A 19,313-nucleotide genomic window follows, 5' to 3' on the forward strand; every position below is an offset into this window, starting at 1 on the left:
GATGTTCGCGCCCCGCCCCAACGGCCTCACGTTCCGGCTGCTCGCCGCGTGTCTCGACTATCCCGACGACACGCTGATTCAATCGCTCGATGAAGCGCGCGCGTATCTGCAAAACGAACGCGCGCTGCGCGGCGAAACGCGCGAACGTCTGCTGCGCTTTTTCGATTATCTCGGCTCGCGCGATCTGCTTTCGCTGCAAGAGAACTACGTGGCGCTGTTCGATCGCGGCCGCGCGACTTCGCTGCATCTGTTCGAGCACGTGCACGGCGAATCGCGCGATCGCGGCCAGGCGATGATCGATCTGAAGCAGACCTACGAGCGCCATGGCCTGCTGCTGGGCCCCGAGCAATTGCCCGATTATCTGCCGGTGTTCCTCGAATATCTGTCGCTGCTCGAAGCAAACGAAGCGCGCTCGCTGCTCGGCGAAACCACGGCCATCGTGCAATCGATCACGGCTGAACTGAGCCGCCGCAACAGCCACTACGCGTATGTGATGGGCGCGGTGCTCGCGCTCGCGGGCGACAGCGGCACCGCCCAGCCCGACGAAGCCCACGACGACGACGCCAACGCGCCGCACGACCGCGAAGGTTTGAGCGCGCTCGACGAAGCATGGAGCGAGGAACCGGTGCGCTTCATGGGCAACGCGCAGCCCGCCGTCGCGCCGGTGCAATTCCACGCGCGGCGTCCGCCGCGCTGACGCGCACGCCGTCACCGCCAGAGAAACACGCAACAGCAGCACGACACGTCACACCTGGAAAGGATCAGTCATGGGCCACTATTTCCATCAGTTCCTGTTCGGCATCTATCCGTACATCTGCCTCGCGGTGCTGCTGTTCGGCTCGCTGGTGCGTTTCGACCGCGAGCAGTACACGTGGAAAAGCGACTCCTCGCAACTGCTGCGGCGCGGCACGCTGCGCCTCGGCAGCAACCTGTTTCACTGGGGCATTCTCGTCGTGGTGGCCGGGCATTTCGCGGGCTTTCTCGCGCCGCACTGGCTGGTCGCGCCGTTTATTTCCGCGTCGATGCACCAGTTGCTCGCGATGGTCGCGGGCGGCATCGCGGGCGCGTTCGCGATCGTCGGGCTCACGCTGCTGATCGCGCGGCGTCTGGGCGACACGCGCATCCGCCGCAACAGCAAGGTGTGGGACATCGTCATCGTGCTGATGTTGTGGGTGCAGCTCGCGCTCGGCCTCATGACCGTCGTGCTGTCCTCGCATCACATGGACGGCGCGATGTTCGAACAGCTCACCGATTACGTGAAGGGCGTGGTGACGTTCCAGGGCAATCTCGCGGCGCTGCTCGACGGCGTGCCGCTCGTCTATCAGATGCATATCGCGCTCGGCTTCACGATCTTCCTCGTTTCGCCGTTCACGCGCATGGTGCATATCTGGAGCGGGCTCGCTTCGGTGGCGTATCTGCTGCGTCCGTATCAACTCGTGCGCAAGCGCTAACGCCACACAAGCGTCATACAAACGCCACACGAACGCCAGGAGCCGACACCATGAACGCCGATCCGCAGACGCTCGACAGCGCGCCCGCCGCGCGCGTGAATCACGTGGAAATCGCCGCTGCGGCGATTGCCGAGGAAAGCCGCCATCACGCCGACGAACCCGATCCGCCGCTGGCCGCGCGCCGCGCGCTCGTGGTGCGCGAACTGCTGCGCCAGCGCGCCGCCGAACTCGCGCTGATCGACGCCGACGCCACGCTCGACGACGACACGCTCGACGCGTTGCTCGCGCGCGAACTGCGCGTGCCCGAGCCGACGCCCGACGATTGCCGCCGCTATTACGAGCAGCATGGCTCGCAGTTCGTGCGCAACGAGATCGTCTACGCGAGTCATATTCTGTTCGCCGTGACGGAGCGCGTGCCGCTCGCGCTGCAACGCCATCAGGCCGAAGACGCGCTCAACGCGCTGCTGCGCGAGCCGGACGCGTTCGAAGCGCGCGCGCGCGAATTGTCGAACTGCCCGTCGGGCGCCGTGGGCGGCAGCCTCGGCCAGCTCACGCGCGGCGACACCGTGCCCGAATTCGAGCAGGCGCTGTTCAACAGTCCCGAACTGGGCTTGCTGCCGCGTCTCGTGCGCACGCGCTTCGGCTTTCACCTCGTGCGCGTCGATCAGCGCGTGGCGGGCGAGCCCATCGAATTCGAATCGGTCGCCGACGAGATCGCGCGCTTTCTCACCGAACGCGTACGCCACAAGGCGATTCAGCAATACGTCTCGATCCTCGCCTCGGCGGCGACGCTCGAACATGCCGCCGTCGACGCGGCCACGAGTCCGCTCGTGCAGTGACACGCCAACGAACACACCAACAATCACACCAACAATCACAGCAACAACTCGCGCAACAAGGGAAATCATCATGAATCTGCGCACCGAACCGCCTCCGGCCGCCACCGACGCACCCACACAAGTCAGCGGCAAGGCGTGGTCCGTCCTGCTCGCGAGCACACTCGCGTTTCTGGTCTGCTTCGTGGTGTGGATGATGTTCGGCGTGCTCGGCGTGCCGCTGCGCGAAGAACTCAAGCTCAACAGCACCGAGTTCGGCCTGCTTACGTCGACGCCCGTGCTGACCGGCGCGCTCATGCGCCTGCCGCTGGGCGCGTGGACCGACCGCTACGGCGGCCGCATCGTCATGACGATCCTGCTCGTGGTCTGCGCGGTGCCGGTCTATATCGTCAGTTATGCGAGCCAGCTCTGGCAGTTTCTGTTCATCGGGCTCTTTCTGGGCTGCGTGGGCGCTTCGTTCGCGGTCGGCACGCCCTACGTCGCGCGCTTCTTCCCGCCCCAGAAACGCGGCTTCGCGATGGGCTTCTTCGGCGCAGGCACCGTGGGCGCGGCTGTGAATCTGTTCGTCACGCCCACCTTGCAGTCGCTGTACGGATGGCGCTTCGTGCCGCGCGTCTACGCAATCGCGCTGCTCGTGACCGCCGTGATCTTCTGGTTCGCCTCGGCACGCGATCCGGGCGCGGGCAAGTCGAACGGCTCGCTGCTCGACTCGTTCAAGGTGCTCGCCGATCCGCGCGTCTGGCGGCTGTGCCAGTACTACTCGATCACGTTCGGCGGCTTCACCGCGCTCTCACTGTGGATTCCGCAGTATCTGAAGGCCGAATACGGCATGTCGCTCGTGATGGCGTCGGCGTTCGCGGCGGGCTTCTCGCTGCCGGGCTCGGTGCTGCGCGCGGTCGGCGGCCTGCTCGCCGACAAGCTCGGCGCGCACAACGTCACCTGGTGGGGCTTGTGGGTCGCGTGGATCTGCCTGTTCATCCTCTCGTACCCGGCCACCGACTTCGTGATCCACACGATCGACGGCACGGCCACGCTGCATATCAGCATGCCGCTCGCGGGCTTCGTGGCGCTGACCTTCGTGCTGGGCGCGGTGTTCGCCTTCGGCATGGCGTCCACCTTCAAATATGTCGCCGATGACTTTCCGTCCAACATGGGCGTCGTGACCGGCATCGTCGGGCTCGCGGGCGGGCTGGGCGGCTTTCTGCTGCCGATCCTGTTCGGCGCGCTGCTCGATCTGCTCAAGATCCGTTCGAGCTGCTTCATGCTGCTCTACGGCGTCGTGTGGGTCTCGCTGATCCTGCTCTATGTTTCCGAGGTCAAGCGCATGCCGATTCTGGGCGGAAAGGCCGCCTGAACGACACGATTGACGTCAGCCGCTCAGGCAGCGGCGGCTTCCGCCGGCTCCGGCGCCGTGACGACCAGCACGCTGCACGACACGCGGTCGAGCAGTTGCCGGTCGTCGCGGCCCTCCCACCAGCGCGCGAGCGGGCCGCGCCGATGATGGCCGAGCACGATCAGGTCCGCGCCGAACAGGGCCGCCACGCGCGCGATTTCGTCGATGGCACGGCCCACGGCGAATTCGCCCGTCGCTGCCAGCCCCAGTTGCTGGAGCCGCTCCACGCCGTCGTGCAGGATTTCCCTGGCCGCCGATTCCGCCGCCTCGAACGGCACGGCCGAGACCACATCCGTGCCCCATTGCAGCGGCCCCTCGTCGAGCACCGCCAGCAAATGCGTCTGCGCGCGGCACGCGAGCGCCAGCTCGGTGCCCTCGCGTAAGGCCCGCCGCCCTTCGCGGGTCGCGTCGTAACACAAAAGAATGCGCCTGAACGAAGCCATGACTGCCTCCTGCGCCGCGCCCTTCGCCACTGCGCCCCATCCTTTGGCCGGACACGGCTTCTCATTTATTTATATCACTTCGTGATACATACGGCGGCGCAATTCCCGCGTCCAGTTACAGACGCCGCCCCGCGTTCAATCCGTTGTTTCCATGCGATTTACATATAGGCGTAAACCAGCGCTGTTACAAAGCGCGTCAACGAGACGCAGAAGTCCGCGTCTTGATACATCTTGACAAGGCTAGTTACACAGGGTCGAAACACTTGTTACAGTTTTATCTTCATACGGATTAATCGCCATGCGGGTATTTCTTACCTGCCAACGCAAATCCTTTCAAAACGTTTATTTTGGCGGCGCGAGCCCGGCCGCGAATTGCGATTCGTTGCGCATGCACCGGCGAAATCCGTGAGCCCCTTATCCTGAGCGGGTTTACGCCAGATTTCAGCGCTCATCCCGTTCGCATCGGGATCTTGGGGTCAGTTGTTTCGGACACCAGAAAGAGTTACCGGGAATATTTGTAACAGGCGAATTATTTTTTTGAAGAGGGATTGATTTCTGAGATTAGTCCTCATACAATTCGCTTCAACGTGTTACGAGTTGTAACACGTTGTATCAAAGAGTCAGGGCCGAGATAAAAGAGCGGACCGACAAAGACCAGAAAAAAGTTACAACGGCAGCAAATGCCGGGGGGTTTAATCGGGGCTTCGGAAAAGAGAGAAATGGACCGTAGCAGCGAGACGCTGGAATCTATCCGCGAAATTAATTTGTCGTATCTGATGCTCGCACAGCGCATGCTGCGCGAGGACAAGCCGGTCGGGATGTTCCGACTGGGTCTGTCGTCGGAACTGGCCGATCTGCTTTCCAATCTGTCTTTGGCACAGATCGTCAAGCTGGCTGCTTCCGACCAGCTTCTTTGCCTTTTCCGCTTCGATGACCATGCCATGTTGTCCGCACTGACGCAGACTTCCCGGCATGCCAACGTAGCGGCGACTCATGCGGCTATCCTGCTTGCGGGACAGCCCGCCGGGCAATTCGCCTGAGGGGAACGGACATGACGACCCGCCGCAGCCTCACCGAAGATGCCCAGGAAGTGTTTCGCGCGATCGCGCTGATCGAACTGGGTGCGCGCATGCAGGTTCTGGAGAGCGAATTGTCGCTTTCGCGGGACCGCATGATTCGCCTGTATCGTGAGATCCGCGGCGTATCGCCGCCCAAGGGTATGTTGCCGTTCTCGGCGGACTGGTACATGACGTGGCTGGCGAACATTCATGCTTCGCTGTTCTACAACACGTACCTGTTCCTCAAGAACGAAGCGCGTTGCTCGCATCTCGACGCGCTTACCAAAGGGTTCCGGCTGTATCTGGAACACTGCCGCCACAGCGAGACCGAGCCGGTGCTCGACCTCACGCGTGCGTGGACTTTGGTGCGGTTTTTCGATGCCGATATTCTGCAGATGACGCCTTGCTGCCGTTGTGGCGGTAAGTTCGTCGCGCACCGCCACGACTTGCAGCACAACGTCGTGTGTGGCGCATGCCAGCCGCCTTCGCGCGCTGGCAAGACGAAGAAGGCGGCTGCAGCGCGACGGGGCGCAGAGCAGACCGAGAGCGACCTTCCGGTGGAAACGCCGGATGGCATTGCCGAGGCTGCATAAGCGTAGGAGAGCCAAGATCCGGTCAACCGGACGCAGCAGCAAGACTAGACGCGAAACCGTCCGGCGCCCCACGCGGTGCCGGACGGCGAAGCGCATTTCTCATCGGCGCTTCGCCGCCTTCCTCCCTGTTACACCTTCCCTCAGTTCCCCACAAAGGTCTGCCAGACCAGCCACAGGTTCGCCGCCGTGATGATGGCGAACAGCAGCCACGCGATCATGCGCGTGTGCAGCCGGTTCACGAACACGCCCATCAATGAACGATCGTTCGTCATGCGGATCAGCGGCCAAAGCGCGAACGGCAATTGCAGGCTCAGCACCACCTGGCTTGCGACCAGCAGCTTGCCCACCGCGCCGTTGCCCAGCAGCCACACGCCCGCGAACGCCGGAATCAGCGCGAGCACGCGCGTGATGAGCCGCCGCTGGTAGCACGGAATCTTCATCTTCAGGAAGCCTTCCATGATCACCTGGCCCGCCACGGTGCCGGTGAAGGTCGAGCTTTGCCCGGACGCCAGCAAGGTCACCGCGAACAGCACCGCCGCCGCGCCGCTGCCGACGATGGGCGCGAGCAGCTTGTAGGCGTCTTCGATTTCGGTCACCTGGTTGTGGCCGGTCGCGTGAAAAGCCGCCGCCGCGAGAATCAGGATCGCCGCGTTGATCAGCAGCGCGAGCACGAGCGAAACGATCGTGTCGAGCCGCGACATGCCGATCGCCTGGCCGATGCTGGCTTCGTCGCGCTTCACGGCGCGCGTCTGCACGATCGACGAGTGTAGATAGAGGTTATGCGGCATCACGGTCGCGCCCAGAATGCCGATGGCGAGATAGAGCGGTTCCTGGCTCGCGATCGCGTGCCACGACGGCACCGCGCCCGCGAACACCGACGGCCAGTGCGGCTTCACGAGCGCGAGCTCGATCACGTAGCCGAGGCCGATGGTGGCGATCAGCCCGGCCATGATCGCTTCGAGCGTGCGGAAGTTCTTGCCCTTCAGGCCGAGCACGATGATCGTGTCGAACGCGGTGAGCACCACGCCCCACATCAGCGAGCAGCCGAGCAGCAGGTGGAACGCGAGCGCGCCGCCGAGCACTTCGGCGAGATCGCAGGCGATGATCGAGAGTTCGGCGAGCGCCCACTGGCCGAGCGCGACGGGCTTCGAATAACGCGCGCGCGAAAGTTCGGCGAGGTCGCGCCCCGTGACGATGCCCAGACGCATCGCGAGACATTGCAGCGCCATCGCCGCGATGCTGGAGAGCACGACCACGAACAGCAGGTTGTAACCGTAGCGCGAACCGGCCTCGATATCGGTGGCCCAGTTGCCCGGGTCCATGTAACCGATCGAGATCAGCAGGCCAGGGCCTGCGAACTGCAGAAACTTCTTCCAGAACGGCGCAGCCGGCGACACCGCCACGCTGCCCTGCACTTCCGATGGGCAAAACGGCGCCGTCGCCGTTGTCGGTAATTTGAACTCCAACGGTGCGATCCTCGAGGGTGGATTTTTTTCGCGGCCAGCAGAGCGATGTGGCGCGCGATCGGTCCCTCAAGTGTACAGCGTCGGCTCCGGCAATTCGCGCGTGAGCGCGTGACGGCCCACGTCGCGCACGCGATAGTCGAGCGGATCGTGCAGCGTGTGCACGCGCGCGTTGCGCCAGAAGCGGTCGAACGCGAGCGCGGCAGCCGTGGCGCGCGCGCCGCAGGCGTCGAACAGTTGCTCGCCCGCTTCGAGCGCGGCGCGATGCGCGACGATCTTCGCCTCGGAAACGGCGAGCGAGACTTCGGCGCGCGTGGCCGCGCTCAAGTCGTCGCCTTGCGACCAGGCGGCGTCGAGCAGCGACGCGGCGCGGTCCGCGAGCAGCGCGGCCGAGAGCGCCTGAATGCGCATCTCGCCGAAACGCTGCTGGAGATACGGATCGTCGGCGGCGCGCTGCACGCCCGAGTTCACCCACGGACGCCCGTTCGCGAGCACGTACTCGCGCGCCTCGTCGAGCGCGCCCTCCGCAATGCCGACGAACAGATTCGTCAGCACGAGTTGCGACACCAGCGTGCGCAGCGAGGCGCGCGGCGTGTCGGGACGCTTGAGCACTTCGTGCGCGCGCACCTCGACGGCGTCGAACGACACCGTGCCGCTATCGGTCTGACGCTGGCCGATCGGGTCCCAGTCGTCGTGCACGGTGATGCCCGCGCGCGTGGTGGGCACCACCGCGAACACGGGCTGGCCCGTGGCCGGATCGTGCGCGCTCACGGTCATCATCTGCGAGCCGTAGGTGCCGGAGCAGAAGCCCTTCTTGCCGTGCAGACGCCAGCCGCCCTCGCCGTCCGGCTGCGCGACGAGGCGCGTATCGAGCGGATTCACCGCGTTGCCCCACCACCAGCGATGTTCGACCGTGCCGCGCAGCCAGTCGGCGCGCTGCGCCGGGTTGCCCCACAGATCGACGCTCACGATCTGCAGAAACTGGAAGCCGAGCAGATGCGCGAGCGCACTGTCCGCGCGCGCGAGCGTGCGGATCGTTTTGTAGATTTCGGGCCAGCGTGTGATGTTTTGCGCGCTGTTTTCCGCGCCGCTTTCGTCCGCGCGCGCCGCGAACGCGCCGCCAAACTCGCGCGGCACAGCCAGCGTGAGCAGTCCCGCATCGGCGATCAACTGCTTTTCGGCGGCGGCGTGCCCGCCCGCGAGATCGCGGCGCGCGGCGCTCGCGCGCAAGGTCTCGGCGAGCGTGGCGAGTACATGCTCCGCCGTGCGCGGCGGTCGTGGATCGTTCATGCCTGTTTTCCCGAATGAGTGACGCTCGCGAACGAGCTTCCAGGCGGACGGCGCGCCGTCCGCTCCAGCTTCAATCAATCGATGATAGTGGCAGGCGCCGGGACGGTCTACGAACCGTTTGCGCAAATGAAATCGCGGCTGGCGATATGCGAGTGCATACCGGCCAGCCGCGAGACGGTGCAACGCCCGCCACCCGGCGTCTAGCGCGCGGCGAGCGGTGCCGGAGGCGGCGCCGCGCCATCGGGCGTCTGCGGCTTCACGTCGCCCCAGCCGCCGCCGAGCGCGCGGATCAGATTCACCGCCGCGACCGCCTGCGAGCCTTGCAGATGGCTCGCCTGCAATTGCGACACCAGCACCGTGCGCTCGCTGTCGATCACGTTCAGATAGCTGACCTCGCCCTCCTCGTACTGCGTGCGCGACAGATGCGCCGAGCGCTCCGAAGCGTTCACCGCCTCGTCCTGCTGGCGAATCTGATCGTCGAGCAGACGCAGATCGGAAAGGTTGTCCTCGACTTCGCGGAACGCCACGAGCACCTGCTGGCGATACTGCGCCACGTCCTCGTCGTATTTGCCGCGCGCCTGGGCGAGATTGGCCTTGCGGCGGCCGCCGTCGAACAGCGGAATCGTGAGCGCCGTGCCCGCGAGCGGCCCGAGCAGAAACGCGCGGCTCGACCACATGAACAGATCGCCGAGCGAAGCGGACTCGTAACCGAACGCGCCCGTGATATCGAGCTTCGGAAAGAACGCCGACTTCGCGAGACCGACGCGCGCGTTCGCGGCCGCCATCGCACGCTCGGCGGCGGCGATGTCGGGACGGCGTTCGAGCAGCGTCGACGGCAAGCCCGGCGGCACACTCACGTTCACGCTTTGCAGCGGCGTTTCGGGGAACGTGAACTCGGCGGGCGCCTTGCCGAGCAGAATCGCAAGGCTATGCTCAGACGCCGCGCGCTGACGCGCCACGCCCACCGCATCCGCACGCGCGCTCGCGAGTTCGTTGCGCGCCTGCGCCACGTCGAGTTCGCTGATATCGCCTTCCTTGAAGCGGCGTTCGACGAGCTTGAGCGCGTCGGCGCGCAGCGTCACGGTGCGGCGATAGAGATCGACGTCCGAGTCGAACTGGCGCAGCTGGAAGTAGTTCTGCGCGACATCGGCCTGCAACGCGAGCTGAACCGAGAGGAACAGTGCCTCGCTTTGCTGCGCGTCCGCGCGCGCCGCGTTCACGTTCGAGCTGACGCGGCCGAACAGATCGGCTTCGTAGCTCGCCGTGGCCTGTGCGCGCCAGAGCGTCTGCGTCGCGACCGGCGTGTTCTGCGGCAGGTACTGCGAAGCGGGCGAAGCGCGCTCGTAGGTCGGGCCGAAGCCCGCATCGAACGACGGGAACCACGAGGCCCGCGCCGCCTGCGTCAACGCACGCGCCTGCTGCACGCGCGCGGCCGCCGCCTTCAGGTCCTGATTCGCGGCCAGTGCCTGATCTTCGAGCTGATCGAGCGTCGGGTCGCCGAACACCTTCCACCACTCGCCGCGATGCGCATCGTCGGCGGGCTGGGCCGCTGTCCACGAACCCACATCGTGCGGATTCGCGGATTGCGTCTGCTGCGGCGCTTCCTTGTACGCGTTCGGCACGCCCGAGTCGGGCACCTTGTAGGTCGGCTCGACCGAGCAAGCCGCGAGCCAGGCGAACAGCGCCACGCCCAGCGCGAGCCGCGTGCGGCGCCAGAACGCGCCCGTGTGTGCCGTGCGTTCCTGCGTGAATGAATAGTTAGTCATCTTTATTATCCTTCCTTACGCATCCACCGTAGGCTGCGGCGCGTGCGCATTGTCCTTCTGCGCGACGTGAATCTTGCCGCCCGCGAGCGTACGCAGCACCACGTAGAACACCGGCGTGAGCAGCAGACCGAACGCGGTCACGCCCAGCATGCCGAAGAACACCGCAATCCCCATCGCATGACGCATTTCCGAACCCGCGCCCGACGAGAGCACGAGCGGCACCACACCCATGATGAACGCGATCGACGTCATCAGGATCGGGCGCAGACGCAGACGGCTCGCCTCGATGGCCGCCGACAGCGGCGTGTGTCCGTCATGCTCCAGTTCGCGCGCGAATTCCACGATCAGAATCGCGTTCTTCGACGCCAGCCCCACCAGCACCATCAAGCCGATCTGCGTGAAGATGTTGTTATCGCCCTGCGTGAGCCACACGCCGGTCAACGCGCAGAGCACGCTCATCGGCACGATCAGGATCACCGCGAGCGGCAGCGTCAGGCTCTCGTAGAGCGCGGCCAGCACGAGGAACACGAGCAGCACGCTGATCGGGAACACCCAGATGCCCGCATTGCCGGCCAGCACCTGCTGATACGTGAGGTCGGTCCATTCGAACTTCACGCCGCGCGGCAGCACTTCGGCCGCGATGCGTTCGGCTGCTGCCTGAGCCTGCCCCGACGAATAACCGGGCGCGGGTCCGCCGTTGATGTCGGCAGCGGTGTAGCCGTTGTAGCGCACCACCATTTCGGGGCCGTAAGTGGGCGACACCGTGACCAGCGACGAGAGCGGCACCATATCGCCCGCGGCGTTGCGCGTCTTCAGTTGCAGGATGTCGTCGGCCTTCTGGCGGAACGGCGCATCGGCCTGCACACGCACCTGATACACGCGTCCGAAGCGGTTGAAGTCGTTCACATAGAGCGAGCCGAGATAGATCTGCATCGTGTCGAACACGTCCGTCACCGGCACGCCAAGTTGCTTCGCCTTCGTGCGGTCCAGATCGACGTTCAGTTGCGGCACGTTGATCTGATAGTTCGTGAAGGTCGGGCCGAGTTCGGGCGTTTGCGCCGCACGCTTCACGAAGTCCTGGGTCGCACGGTTGAGCGCTTCATAACCGAGCGCGCCGTGATCTTCCAGCTGCATCTTGAAGCCGCCGAGCGTGCCGAGACCGAGCACCGGCGGCGGCGGAAACACCGCGATAAACGAGTCCTTGATGGCCGCGTACTGCTGATTCAGCGCGCCCGCGATCGCACCCGCCGCGAGGGCCTTGCCCTTGCGTTCCTTGAACGGCTTGAGCGTGACGAACACGATGCCCGCGCTCGAACTATTCGTGAAGCCATTCACCGAAAGACCCGGGAACGCCACCGCGCTTTCCACGCCCGGCTGCTTGAGCGCGATTGCGCTCATATCGCGGATCACGCTTTCCGTGCGGTCGAGCGAAGCGCCGTTCGGCAGTTGCGCGAACGCGATCAGATACTCCTTGTCCTGCGCGGGCACGAAGCCGCCCGGCACGATGCGGCCCATCAGCACGGTCGCGCCGAGCAGCACCACATAGACCACGAGCATCGCACCCTTGCGGCGCAGCACGCCGTTCACGCCACGGCCATAGCTTTCCGAACCGCGATGGAACACCCGGTTAAAGCGCGTGAAGAAGCCGCCGAGCACGCGGTTCATGCCACGCGTAAGCCAGTCTTCCTTCGCATCGTGGCCGCGCAGCAGCAGCGCCGACAACGCGGGCGACAGCGTGAGCGAGTTGAACGCCGAGATCACCGTCGAGATGGCGATGGTCATCGCGAACTGCTTGTAGAACTGGCCCGTGAGACCGCTCATGAACGCGAGCGGCACGAACACGGCAACCAGCGTGAGCGCGATGGCGATAATCGGCCCGCTCACTTCCTGCATCGCCTTGTACGTGGCATCGCGCGCGGATAACCCGCTTGCGATATTGCGCTCGACGTTCTCCACGACCACGATCGCATCGTCCACGACGATACCGATCGCCAGCACCATGCCGAACAGCGAGAGCGCGTTGATCGAGAAGCCGAACGCCAGCAGCAGCGAGAACGTCCCCACGATCGACACCGGCACGGCGATCAGCGGAATGATCGACGCGCGCCACGTCTGCAGGAACACGATCACCACGATCACGACCAGCGCGATGGCTTCGAGCAGCGTGTGAATCACAGCTTCGATACTCGAACGCACGAACTGCGTCGGGTCATAGACGATCTTGTAGTCCACGCCCGCGGGCATGTCCTGCTTGAGGTCCTTCATCGCCGCGCGCACCTGCTCCGAAATCGCGAGCGAATTCGCACCCGGCGCCTGGTTGATTGCGAGCGCCACGGCGGGCTTGTTGTCGAGCAGCGAACGCAGGCCGTATTCGGACGCCGCGAGTTCGATACGCGCGATGTCGCGCAGATACGTCACGCCGCCATCGGGATTGGTCTTGACGATGATGTCGCCGAATTCGCTTTCCGTGCGCAGACGCCCGCGCGCGTTCACGTTCAGCTGCAAGGGCGTGCCGGGCACGCTCGGCGACGCGCCGATCACACCGGCCGCCACCTGCACGTTCTGCTCGCGGATCGCGCTGACCACGTCCTGCGCCGTGAGATTGCGCTGCGCCACCTTCTGCGGATCGAGCCAGACGCGCATGGCGTAATCGCCCGCGCCCCAGAGCTGCACCTCGCCCACGCCCTGGATGTTCGAGAGACGGTCCTTGACGTTGAGCAGCGCGTAGTTGCGCAGGTACGTCATGTCGTACTGATTGTTCGGCGAGATCAGGTGCACCACCATCGTGAGCGTAGGCGAGCTCTTGATGGTCGTGATGCCGAGGCGCTGCACGTCTTCCGGCAGGCGCGGCAAGGCCTGGTTCACGCGGTTCTGCACGAGCTGCGTGGCCTTGTCCGGGTCGGTGCCGAGACGGAACGTGACCGTGAGCGTGAGATTGCCGTCGCTATTCGCCTGCGACTGCATGTACAGCATGTTCTCGACGCCGTTGATCTGCTCCTCGAGCGGCGCGGCCACGGCTTCGGCGATCACTTTCGGATTCGCGCCCGGATACTGCGCGTGCACGACGACCGAAGGCGGCACGACCTCGGGATATTCGGAGATCGGCAACTGGAACAGGGCGATCACCCCGGCCAGCAGGATCAGCACGGACAGCACGCCCGCGAAGATCGGCCGGTCGATGAAGAATTTCGATATGTTCATGGGTCGCTCTTAACTCATTCGTATAACTAACTGACTGCGAGGCTGACACACACGGCGACGCGCGCCGTGTGCCAAACGCTACGCGTCAGGAAGCCTTCGCGTCCTTGCTGTCTTTCGCGGCGGGCTGCGTGGCGACGGCCGCCGCGTCGGCGTCGGGGTCGCCGTTCATCGGCACCATGTGCGAGCGCACGGCTTCGCCCGGACGCACGCGCTGCGTGCCGTTCACCACGACATGCTCGCCCGCCTTCAGGCCGTCGACGATCACGCGCAGATTGCCCTGCTGACCGGCGATCTGCACCGCGCGATACGCGACCTTGCCCGCGCCGTCGACCACGTAGACGTACTTCTTGTCCTGATCGGTGCCGATGGCCGCTTCGTCCACGAGCAGCGCCGGATGCGGCGCGGAGCCGCTCACCTTGATGCGCGCGTAGAGGCCCGGCACGAGCGCGCCGTCGGCGTTGTCGAAGCGCGCACGCACGCGGATCGTGCCCGACGAGGTATCGAGCCGGTTATCGACGGACTCGATCGTGCCCGAGCGCGAGTAGCCGGTTTCGTTCGCAAGACCCAGTTCGACCGGCACCTTCGAGCCATCCTTCATGCGGCTGATGTAGTCGAGATAGGTTTGTTCGTCGGCGTCGAATTCCGCGTAGATCGGCGAGACGGAGACCAGCGTCGTGAGCGGCGCGGCGCTCGCGCCTGCGCTCACCACGTTGCCCACCGTGATCTCCGCGCGCGACACGCGGCCCGCGACCGGCGCGACGATGCGCGTATAGCCGAGATTGATCTGCGCGGCTTCGAGCCCGGCCTGCGCGGCCTTCAGGTTCGCACTGGCTTCGCGCGCGGCGTTCTGCTTCTCGTCGTAATCGCGCTTGGCGATGGCGTTATCGCCGATCAGGCGTTGCGCGCGCTCCCAGTCGCTCTGCGCGTAGCCCGTGCGGGCCTGCGCGGCGGCGAGTTGCGCGGCGGCCTGATCGACGGCGGCCTGATACGGGCGCGGATCGATCTCGAACAGCGTGTCGCCCTTCTTCACGAGCGCGCCGTCACGGAAGTTCACCGAAACGATCGTGCCCGTCACCTGCGGGCGGATATCGACCTTCTCGACCGCGGCCATGCGGCCGGAGTAACTTTGCCAGTCGGTGATCGTGCGTTGCGCGACAGCGGCGACATCGACTTCCGGCGCGGGCGGCGCTTCGGCGGCGACGGCCGGATGCGCGTCGAAGCGCATCGCGCCGAGCGTGCCGAGCCCCGCGACGACGAGCACGGCCACGACCGCTAGCGCGATGCGTGTGGGGGATTGCGAGAAGAGTGACATTTGGCGGGCTCCAGGTTGCTGAGTGGTTGTTGTTTATGGATTGCGCGGCGAACGCGGCGAGTCGCGATTGACATCGCGATTGGCGTCCGCCTCGAAACAGCATTTGAAAAAGCGCACGGCTTCCGCGAGCGCTTCCTCGTGCGCGCCGATCTGCGCGTGCGAGATGCTCGGATAACGCACCACATTCGTGCGCACGCCGGCTTCGATCAGGCGGCTCGCGTACTTTTCCGCCTCGATATGCAGCACGTCGTTCTGCGCGGTGACGATCAGCGTGGGCGGCAAACCGCCGAGCCGCGACGATTCGAGCGGCGCCGCATACGGATGCATGCGCTGCGTGGCGTCGGGCAAATAGGCGCGATAGCACTGCGCGCATTCGCTCGCGGTGATGTCCGAGCCGAGGCGCTGCGCGTCGCCCAGACGCGTGAGGCTCGGGTCGAGCATCGGCGCGAACAAGGCCTGCGCCGCGAGCTTTACGTCGCCGCGATCGCGGCCGATAAAGGCGAGCACGTTGGCGATCTGACCGCCCGCGTCGTGACCCGCGGCGATCACGCGTTTCGCGCTGCCGCCGAATGCGCGGGCGCGCGTGAGCACCCACAGCGCCGCGCGATGCGCGTCTTCGGGCGCGGCCGGAAACGGGAATTCGGGCGCGAGCGAATAATCGACCGACACCACCAGCGCCGGTAAGCGTTCTGCGAAAAAGCGGCTTTGCACATCGGCGTCGTCGAGCGTGCCGCGCACGAATCCGCCGCCGTGGAAATACAGCAGCACGGGCAGATTGTTCGCGCCCTGCGGACGATAAAGACGCAGCACGATATCCTTCACGTGGCCTTCGATCGTCACTTCGCTCACGTCGATGGCGACGCGGCCGCGCGCCTTGCCGGCCGGGGCTGCGGGACGCGCCGGACGAGCGGGCTCGTTGGCGGCGTCGGGCACGTGGGGCGCATCGGCCGTGGCGTTAGCAGCGTTAGCAGGATGAGCGGCGGCTGAAATCCACGGCGTCGAACGTTTAAAGGCATCCATGTCGAAACGGCGCAATGCGCGAGAGTAGATTCGAATGGAGCGAATTGTGGGTTCGGCAGACTTCTAAATAAATGCCTATAATCCGGCAACACAATTCGGCGCACCTGAACAATCTGTCTCCTCTTTACGCGCGCGTGTCGCTTTCAAGCACCGCGCGGCGTGCGTCCGATGACTTTCGGAGAATGGCAATGGACCGCCTTCAGGCCATGCAGGTGTTCACCCGCGTCGTCGATACCAACAGCTTCACGCGCGCAGCCGAAACGCTCGACATGCCGCGCGCCTCGGTCACGACGATCATTCAGAATCTCGAAGCGTTTCTCGGCGTGCGCCTCATGCATCGCACCACGCGCCGTCTTTCGCTCACGCCCGACGGCGCCGCGTATTACGAGCGCTGCGTGCGCATCCTCGCCGATGTCGAGGAAACCGAACAGACGTTCCAGGATCGCAACCGCAAGCCGCACGGCAAATTGCGCATCGACATGCCCGGCTCGATCGGGCGGCTAATCGTGATTCCGTCGCTGTGCGAATTCCACACGCGCTATCCCGACATCGATCTGCAACTGGGCTTGAGCGATCGTCCCGTCGATCTCTTGCAGGAAGGCGTGGATTGCGTGGTGCGCGTGGGCGCGTTGCAGGATTCCTCGCTGGTCGCGCGGCGTATCGGCCTGTTCGAAGGCGTGTCGTGCGCGGCGCCCTCGTACCTCGAAAGCCACGGCATGCCGCAAACGCTCGAAGATTTGCAGGAGCATCGCGCCGTGAATTATTTTTCGAGCCGCACGGGGCGCGTGATCGACTGGGCGTTCCTCGTCGACAACAAGGAAGTCGAGGTCAAGCTCAAGAGCATGGTCTCGGTGAACGACGCCGATGCTTACGTGACGTGCGGCGTGGAAGGCTTCGGGCTGATTCAGGCGCCGCGCTACATGGTGCTGCCGCTGCTGAAATCGGGCCAGCTTGTCGAAGTGCTGCCCGATATCAAGCCGCTGCCGATGCCGATTTCGGCGGTGTATCCGCACAGCCGCCATCTGTCGCCGAAGGTGCGCGTGTTCGTCGACTGGATCGCCGAAGTGTTCGACCGCTGCCCGCTGCTGAGCGGCCGCGCTTCGCTCGACAAGGCCTGCACGCTGCGCACGCTCGAAGAACGCGAATCGGCGCCGAGTCTTGAAACGCCGGTCATTTCGGAATGGGCGGCATAAGCGGCTGCATGATTTTTCGCTGATTTTCACGCGCGATATCGCGCGGGATTGCACAGATTCGCGCCCAGACGGGCGGGCCCCAAAGGCCCGCCCGTCTTGCTTTTGAGCGTTCGGACGACGCGCGCGCCCGAGCGATTGTTCCGAATTTTCGACAATTGCTTTCGCCTTCAGGTGGTTTATCGGCAACGCGCGGACACCTACATTTGCACCTGTCGCCGCACCGGTTGTTGTTTTCATCGATTTGCGGCGCCCTTAAAACAGGAGCAGATCATGAAACGCACTCTCGCAACCGCCCTCGGCGCCACCCTCGTTATTTCGCTTGCCGCCAGCGCATCGGTGTTCGCGCAATCGGTGAACAACGGTCCCAAGACGCGTGAAGAAGTGAAGGCGGAAATCGTCGCCGCGTATCGCGACGGTTCGCTGCCCGCGCTGAACAAGACGAGCTATCCGAATCAGAGCCTCGTCGGCCGCACGCAGGCGCAACGTCTCGCGATTCAGGAAAGCCGCGCGAACGACGCGCAGCGCGTGGCGCGCGCGGGCGATTAACGCTCGACTCGCCGCATCGAATAGCGAACTTCATCATTCTTCAGGATACCTGATCATGAACACGACTACGCCTTCCGAACTCGACACCTGGAACAACACCACGCCGGTGTGGACGCCGTTCCGTCATTGAAATAGCGGTAAAAAAAAGCCCAGCGGTCGGGTAGCCCGCTGGGCGCAAAGGCACGGCCTGGCGGTGCGCCGTGCCGACTCCATGCTCGAATGCCGGTGATCAGGACCGTGTCACGATCCGATCACCATTGATACGCGCCGCCCACGGCGACACCCGTATTGCCCACGCTGCTGGTGCTGCCGGCGAGCCGCCCAATCCAGCGATTGTTCTGCGTGACATAAGCAATGCCGATCGCCGCGCCGGTTTGCCCGCCGTAGCGCGAGGTGCCGAGCGCGACCACGGCCCGGCCCGCTTCGGTCGGCTGCGGCAGAACCGCAACCGCCATCGCGGCCGCCGTGCCCGCGTAGGCTTTGCGCTGCACGTCGCTGACCTGGTCCTGCACGCCGGAGATGCGCATGTCGGTGTAGCTCTGCGCTTGCGCCTGCGAAGCCGTGAGCTGATTCACGTTGACGGCGTCGGTGCCCTGCGTGCCAGGCGCGACGTTGGTGATCTGGCGCTCGTTGCCCGCCGAGCCCACCGACACCGCGTTATCGCGATCGGCCACCGAACCCGCGCCCAGCGCCACCGAATTCGCGCCGCCGGCCTGGGCGTTCGCGCCGAGCGCCACCGCATTCGCACCGCTGGCCACGGCGTTCGCGCCCGCTGCCGTCGCATGCGTGCCGGTCGCCTGCGCGCCCTCCGTCGTGCGGTCGCCCTGCGCCGCGAAGAACGGATTCGCCGCCGCTTCCGCAACCTGTTCGACCGAGGCGATGGCGTCGTTCATCTGCCCGACGTTCACCGCATCGGTGTTCGCCGTGCCCGCCGCCACGTTGTGCAGGCTGACCGTTGTCTCGCCGTCGCCGAGCGTGATCGAATCGTGCGCCGACGAGTCGTACGACACCGCGTTGGCCACGTCGCCCTTGATGTCGCTGATCTCCTGCGCGTTCTGCGAAACGCGGCCGTCGAGATCGGTGAGCGCGCCGCCCACGTTGTCGTAATTGTTGCCGCCGATGGTGTAGTTCGGCGCGCTCATCGTGCCGTTCGCGTTCATCTGTGCGCCGCCGCCGAGCGCGTGCGCCGTGGCGCTGCTGATGGAGAACAGTTGTGCGCCGTTCACGGCATCGATGCTGCTCGCGTCGATGTTGCCCGCCGCGACGCCTGTGAGCAGACGCACGCCGTTCGTGCCCGCGAAATCGACGCGCGTGCCGGGCACGTCCTTGCCGATCGTGATGGTGTGCGTGATCGGGTCCTGTTGCTCGATGCCGATCTGGCCGCTGCTGATCGCAACGGAGAGATCCGTCACGCGGCCGTCGAGCGTCGTGAGCGCGCCGCCGACGTTGTGGAACGTCGCGCCGCCGATGGCATAAGTGGGCATCGTGATCGAGCCGTCCGCCTGCAGGCTCGCGCCGCCGCCCAGCGCCTTCACGAGCGCGCTCGATACGCCGAAGAGTTGCGTGCCGTTCACGGCGTCGAAGCTCGATGCGTTGATCGCGCCGTTCGCGACGTTGTGCAGCGCCACGGGCGTGTTGGCAGCCGCTCCACCGAGCGTCACCGAATCATGCGCCGATGAGTCGTACATGACGGCGTCGGCGGTTTGGCCTTGCAGCGATGTGATCGCGGTCGTGTTCGCCGTGACCTG

The 19,313-nt window shown here is 65.2% G+C and carries 16 protein-coding genes; 8 read left to right on the forward strand and 8 right to left on the reverse strand.

Annotated elements, in window-relative coordinates; genetic code table 11:
* The first annotated feature begins 1 nt into the window (after position 1).
* The 4 genes from narJ (at position 2) to LDO54_RS29015 (ending at position 3,641) form a co-directional block, all read left to right on the forward strand.
* Positions 2-697, forward strand: coding sequence for a nitrate reductase molybdenum cofactor assembly chaperone (narJ, locus tag LDO54_RS29000; RefSeq protein WP_224014488.1), 696 nt, complete (start codon positions 2-4; stop codon positions 695-697).
* A 70-nt stretch (positions 698-767) separates the two neighbouring features.
* On the forward strand, positions 768-1,451 hold the full coding sequence (gene narI / locus LDO54_RS29005; RefSeq protein ID WP_224014490.1) for a respiratory nitrate reductase subunit gamma: 684 nt from the start codon (positions 768-770) through the stop codon (positions 1,449-1,451).
* 50 nt (positions 1,452-1,501) lie between these two features.
* Positions 1,502-2,290 (forward strand): peptidylprolyl isomerase, encoded by a 789-nt coding sequence (locus tag LDO54_RS29010; protein WP_224014491.1) that lies wholly within the window; start codon positions 1,502-1,504, stop codon positions 2,288-2,290.
* A gap of 70 nt (positions 2,291-2,360) precedes the next feature.
* Positions 2,361-3,641: an MFS transporter gene (locus LDO54_RS29015; protein ID WP_224014493.1), complete on the forward strand. Its 1,281-nt coding sequence runs from the start codon at positions 2,361-2,363 to the stop codon at positions 3,639-3,641.
* Between the two features lie 23 nt (positions 3,642-3,664).
* Here the strand turns inward: LDO54_RS29015 and LDO54_RS29020 are convergent, their stop codons facing one another.
* The gene (locus LDO54_RS29020) at positions 3,665-4,123 is read right to left on the reverse strand and encodes a universal stress protein (RefSeq protein WP_224014495.1); all 459 of its coding nucleotides are present in this window, start codon (positions 4,121-4,123) and stop codon (positions 3,665-3,667) included.
* A 719-nt stretch (positions 4,124-4,842) separates the two neighbouring features.
* Here LDO54_RS29020 and flhD point away from each other — a divergent pair.
* Complete coding sequence (flhD, locus tag LDO54_RS29025) at positions 4,843-5,163, forward strand: flagellar transcriptional regulator FlhD (protein WP_065057654.1); 321 nt, start codon at positions 4,843-4,845, stop codon at positions 5,161-5,163.
* An 11-nt stretch (positions 5,164-5,174) separates the two neighbouring features.
* Positions 5,175-5,774, forward strand: a complete 600-nt coding sequence (gene flhC, locus LDO54_RS29030; protein WP_224014497.1) for a flagellar transcriptional regulator FlhC — start codon at positions 5,175-5,177, stop codon at positions 5,772-5,774.
* A 140-nt stretch (positions 5,775-5,914) separates the two neighbouring features.
* Here flhC and LDO54_RS29035 read toward each other — a convergent pair whose 3' ends face one another.
* The 6 genes from LDO54_RS29035 to LDO54_RS29060 form a co-directional block, all read right to left on the reverse strand.
* Positions 5,915-7,240 carry an Nramp family divalent metal transporter gene (locus tag LDO54_RS29035; protein WP_224014499.1) on the reverse strand — a complete coding sequence of 442 codons (1,326 nt, stop codon included), beginning with the start codon at positions 7,238-7,240 and terminating at the stop codon, positions 5,915-5,917.
* Between the two features lie 66 nt (positions 7,241-7,306).
* Complete coding sequence (locus LDO54_RS29040; RefSeq protein WP_224014501.1) at positions 7,307-8,527, reverse strand: acyl-CoA dehydrogenase family protein; 1,221 nt, start codon at positions 8,525-8,527, stop codon at positions 7,307-7,309.
* A 200-nt stretch (positions 8,528-8,727) separates the two neighbouring features.
* On the reverse strand, positions 8,728-10,293 hold the full coding sequence (locus tag LDO54_RS29045) for an efflux transporter outer membrane subunit (protein ID WP_224014503.1): 1,566 nt from the start codon (positions 10,291-10,293) through the stop codon (positions 8,728-8,730).
* Between the two features lie 15 nt (positions 10,294-10,308).
* Positions 10,309-13,494 carry an efflux RND transporter permease subunit gene (locus LDO54_RS29050; protein ID WP_224014505.1) on the reverse strand — a complete coding sequence of 1,062 codons (3,186 nt, stop codon included), beginning with the start codon at positions 13,492-13,494 and terminating at the stop codon, positions 10,309-10,311.
* An 85-nt stretch (positions 13,495-13,579) separates the two neighbouring features.
* The gene (locus tag LDO54_RS29055) at positions 13,580-14,806 is read right to left on the reverse strand and encodes an efflux RND transporter periplasmic adaptor subunit (protein WP_224014506.1); all 1,227 of its coding nucleotides are present in this window, start codon (positions 14,804-14,806) and stop codon (positions 13,580-13,582) included.
* A gap of 33 nt (positions 14,807-14,839) precedes the next feature.
* Positions 14,840-15,826 (reverse strand): alpha/beta hydrolase, encoded by a 987-nt coding sequence (locus LDO54_RS29060; RefSeq protein ID WP_224014508.1) that lies wholly within the window; start codon positions 15,824-15,826, stop codon positions 14,840-14,842.
* Between the two features lie 188 nt (positions 15,827-16,014).
* Here LDO54_RS29060 and LDO54_RS29065 point away from each other — a divergent pair, with 188 nt between their 5' ends.
* Positions 16,015-17,019, forward strand: a complete 1,005-nt coding sequence (locus LDO54_RS29065) for a LysR family transcriptional regulator (protein ID WP_224014510.1) — start codon at positions 16,015-16,017, stop codon at positions 17,017-17,019.
* Positions 17,020-17,289: 270 nt separating this feature from the next.
* Positions 17,290-17,565, forward strand: a complete 276-nt coding sequence (locus tag LDO54_RS29070) for a DUF4148 domain-containing protein (protein ID WP_224014512.1) — start codon at positions 17,290-17,292, stop codon at positions 17,563-17,565.
* 251 nt (positions 17,566-17,816) lie between these two features.
* On the opposite strand, the gene LDO54_RS29075 is transcribed toward LDO54_RS29070, so the two are convergent.
* The coding region (locus tag LDO54_RS29075) for a YadA family autotransporter adhesin (protein ID WP_224014514.1) at positions 17,817-19,313 on the reverse strand (1,497 nt) is incomplete at its 5' end.

Source organism: Paraburkholderia tropica (genome assembly GCF_914484835.1).
Lineage (GTDB): Bacteria > Pseudomonadota > Gammaproteobacteria > Burkholderiales > Burkholderiaceae > Paraburkholderia > Paraburkholderia tropica_A.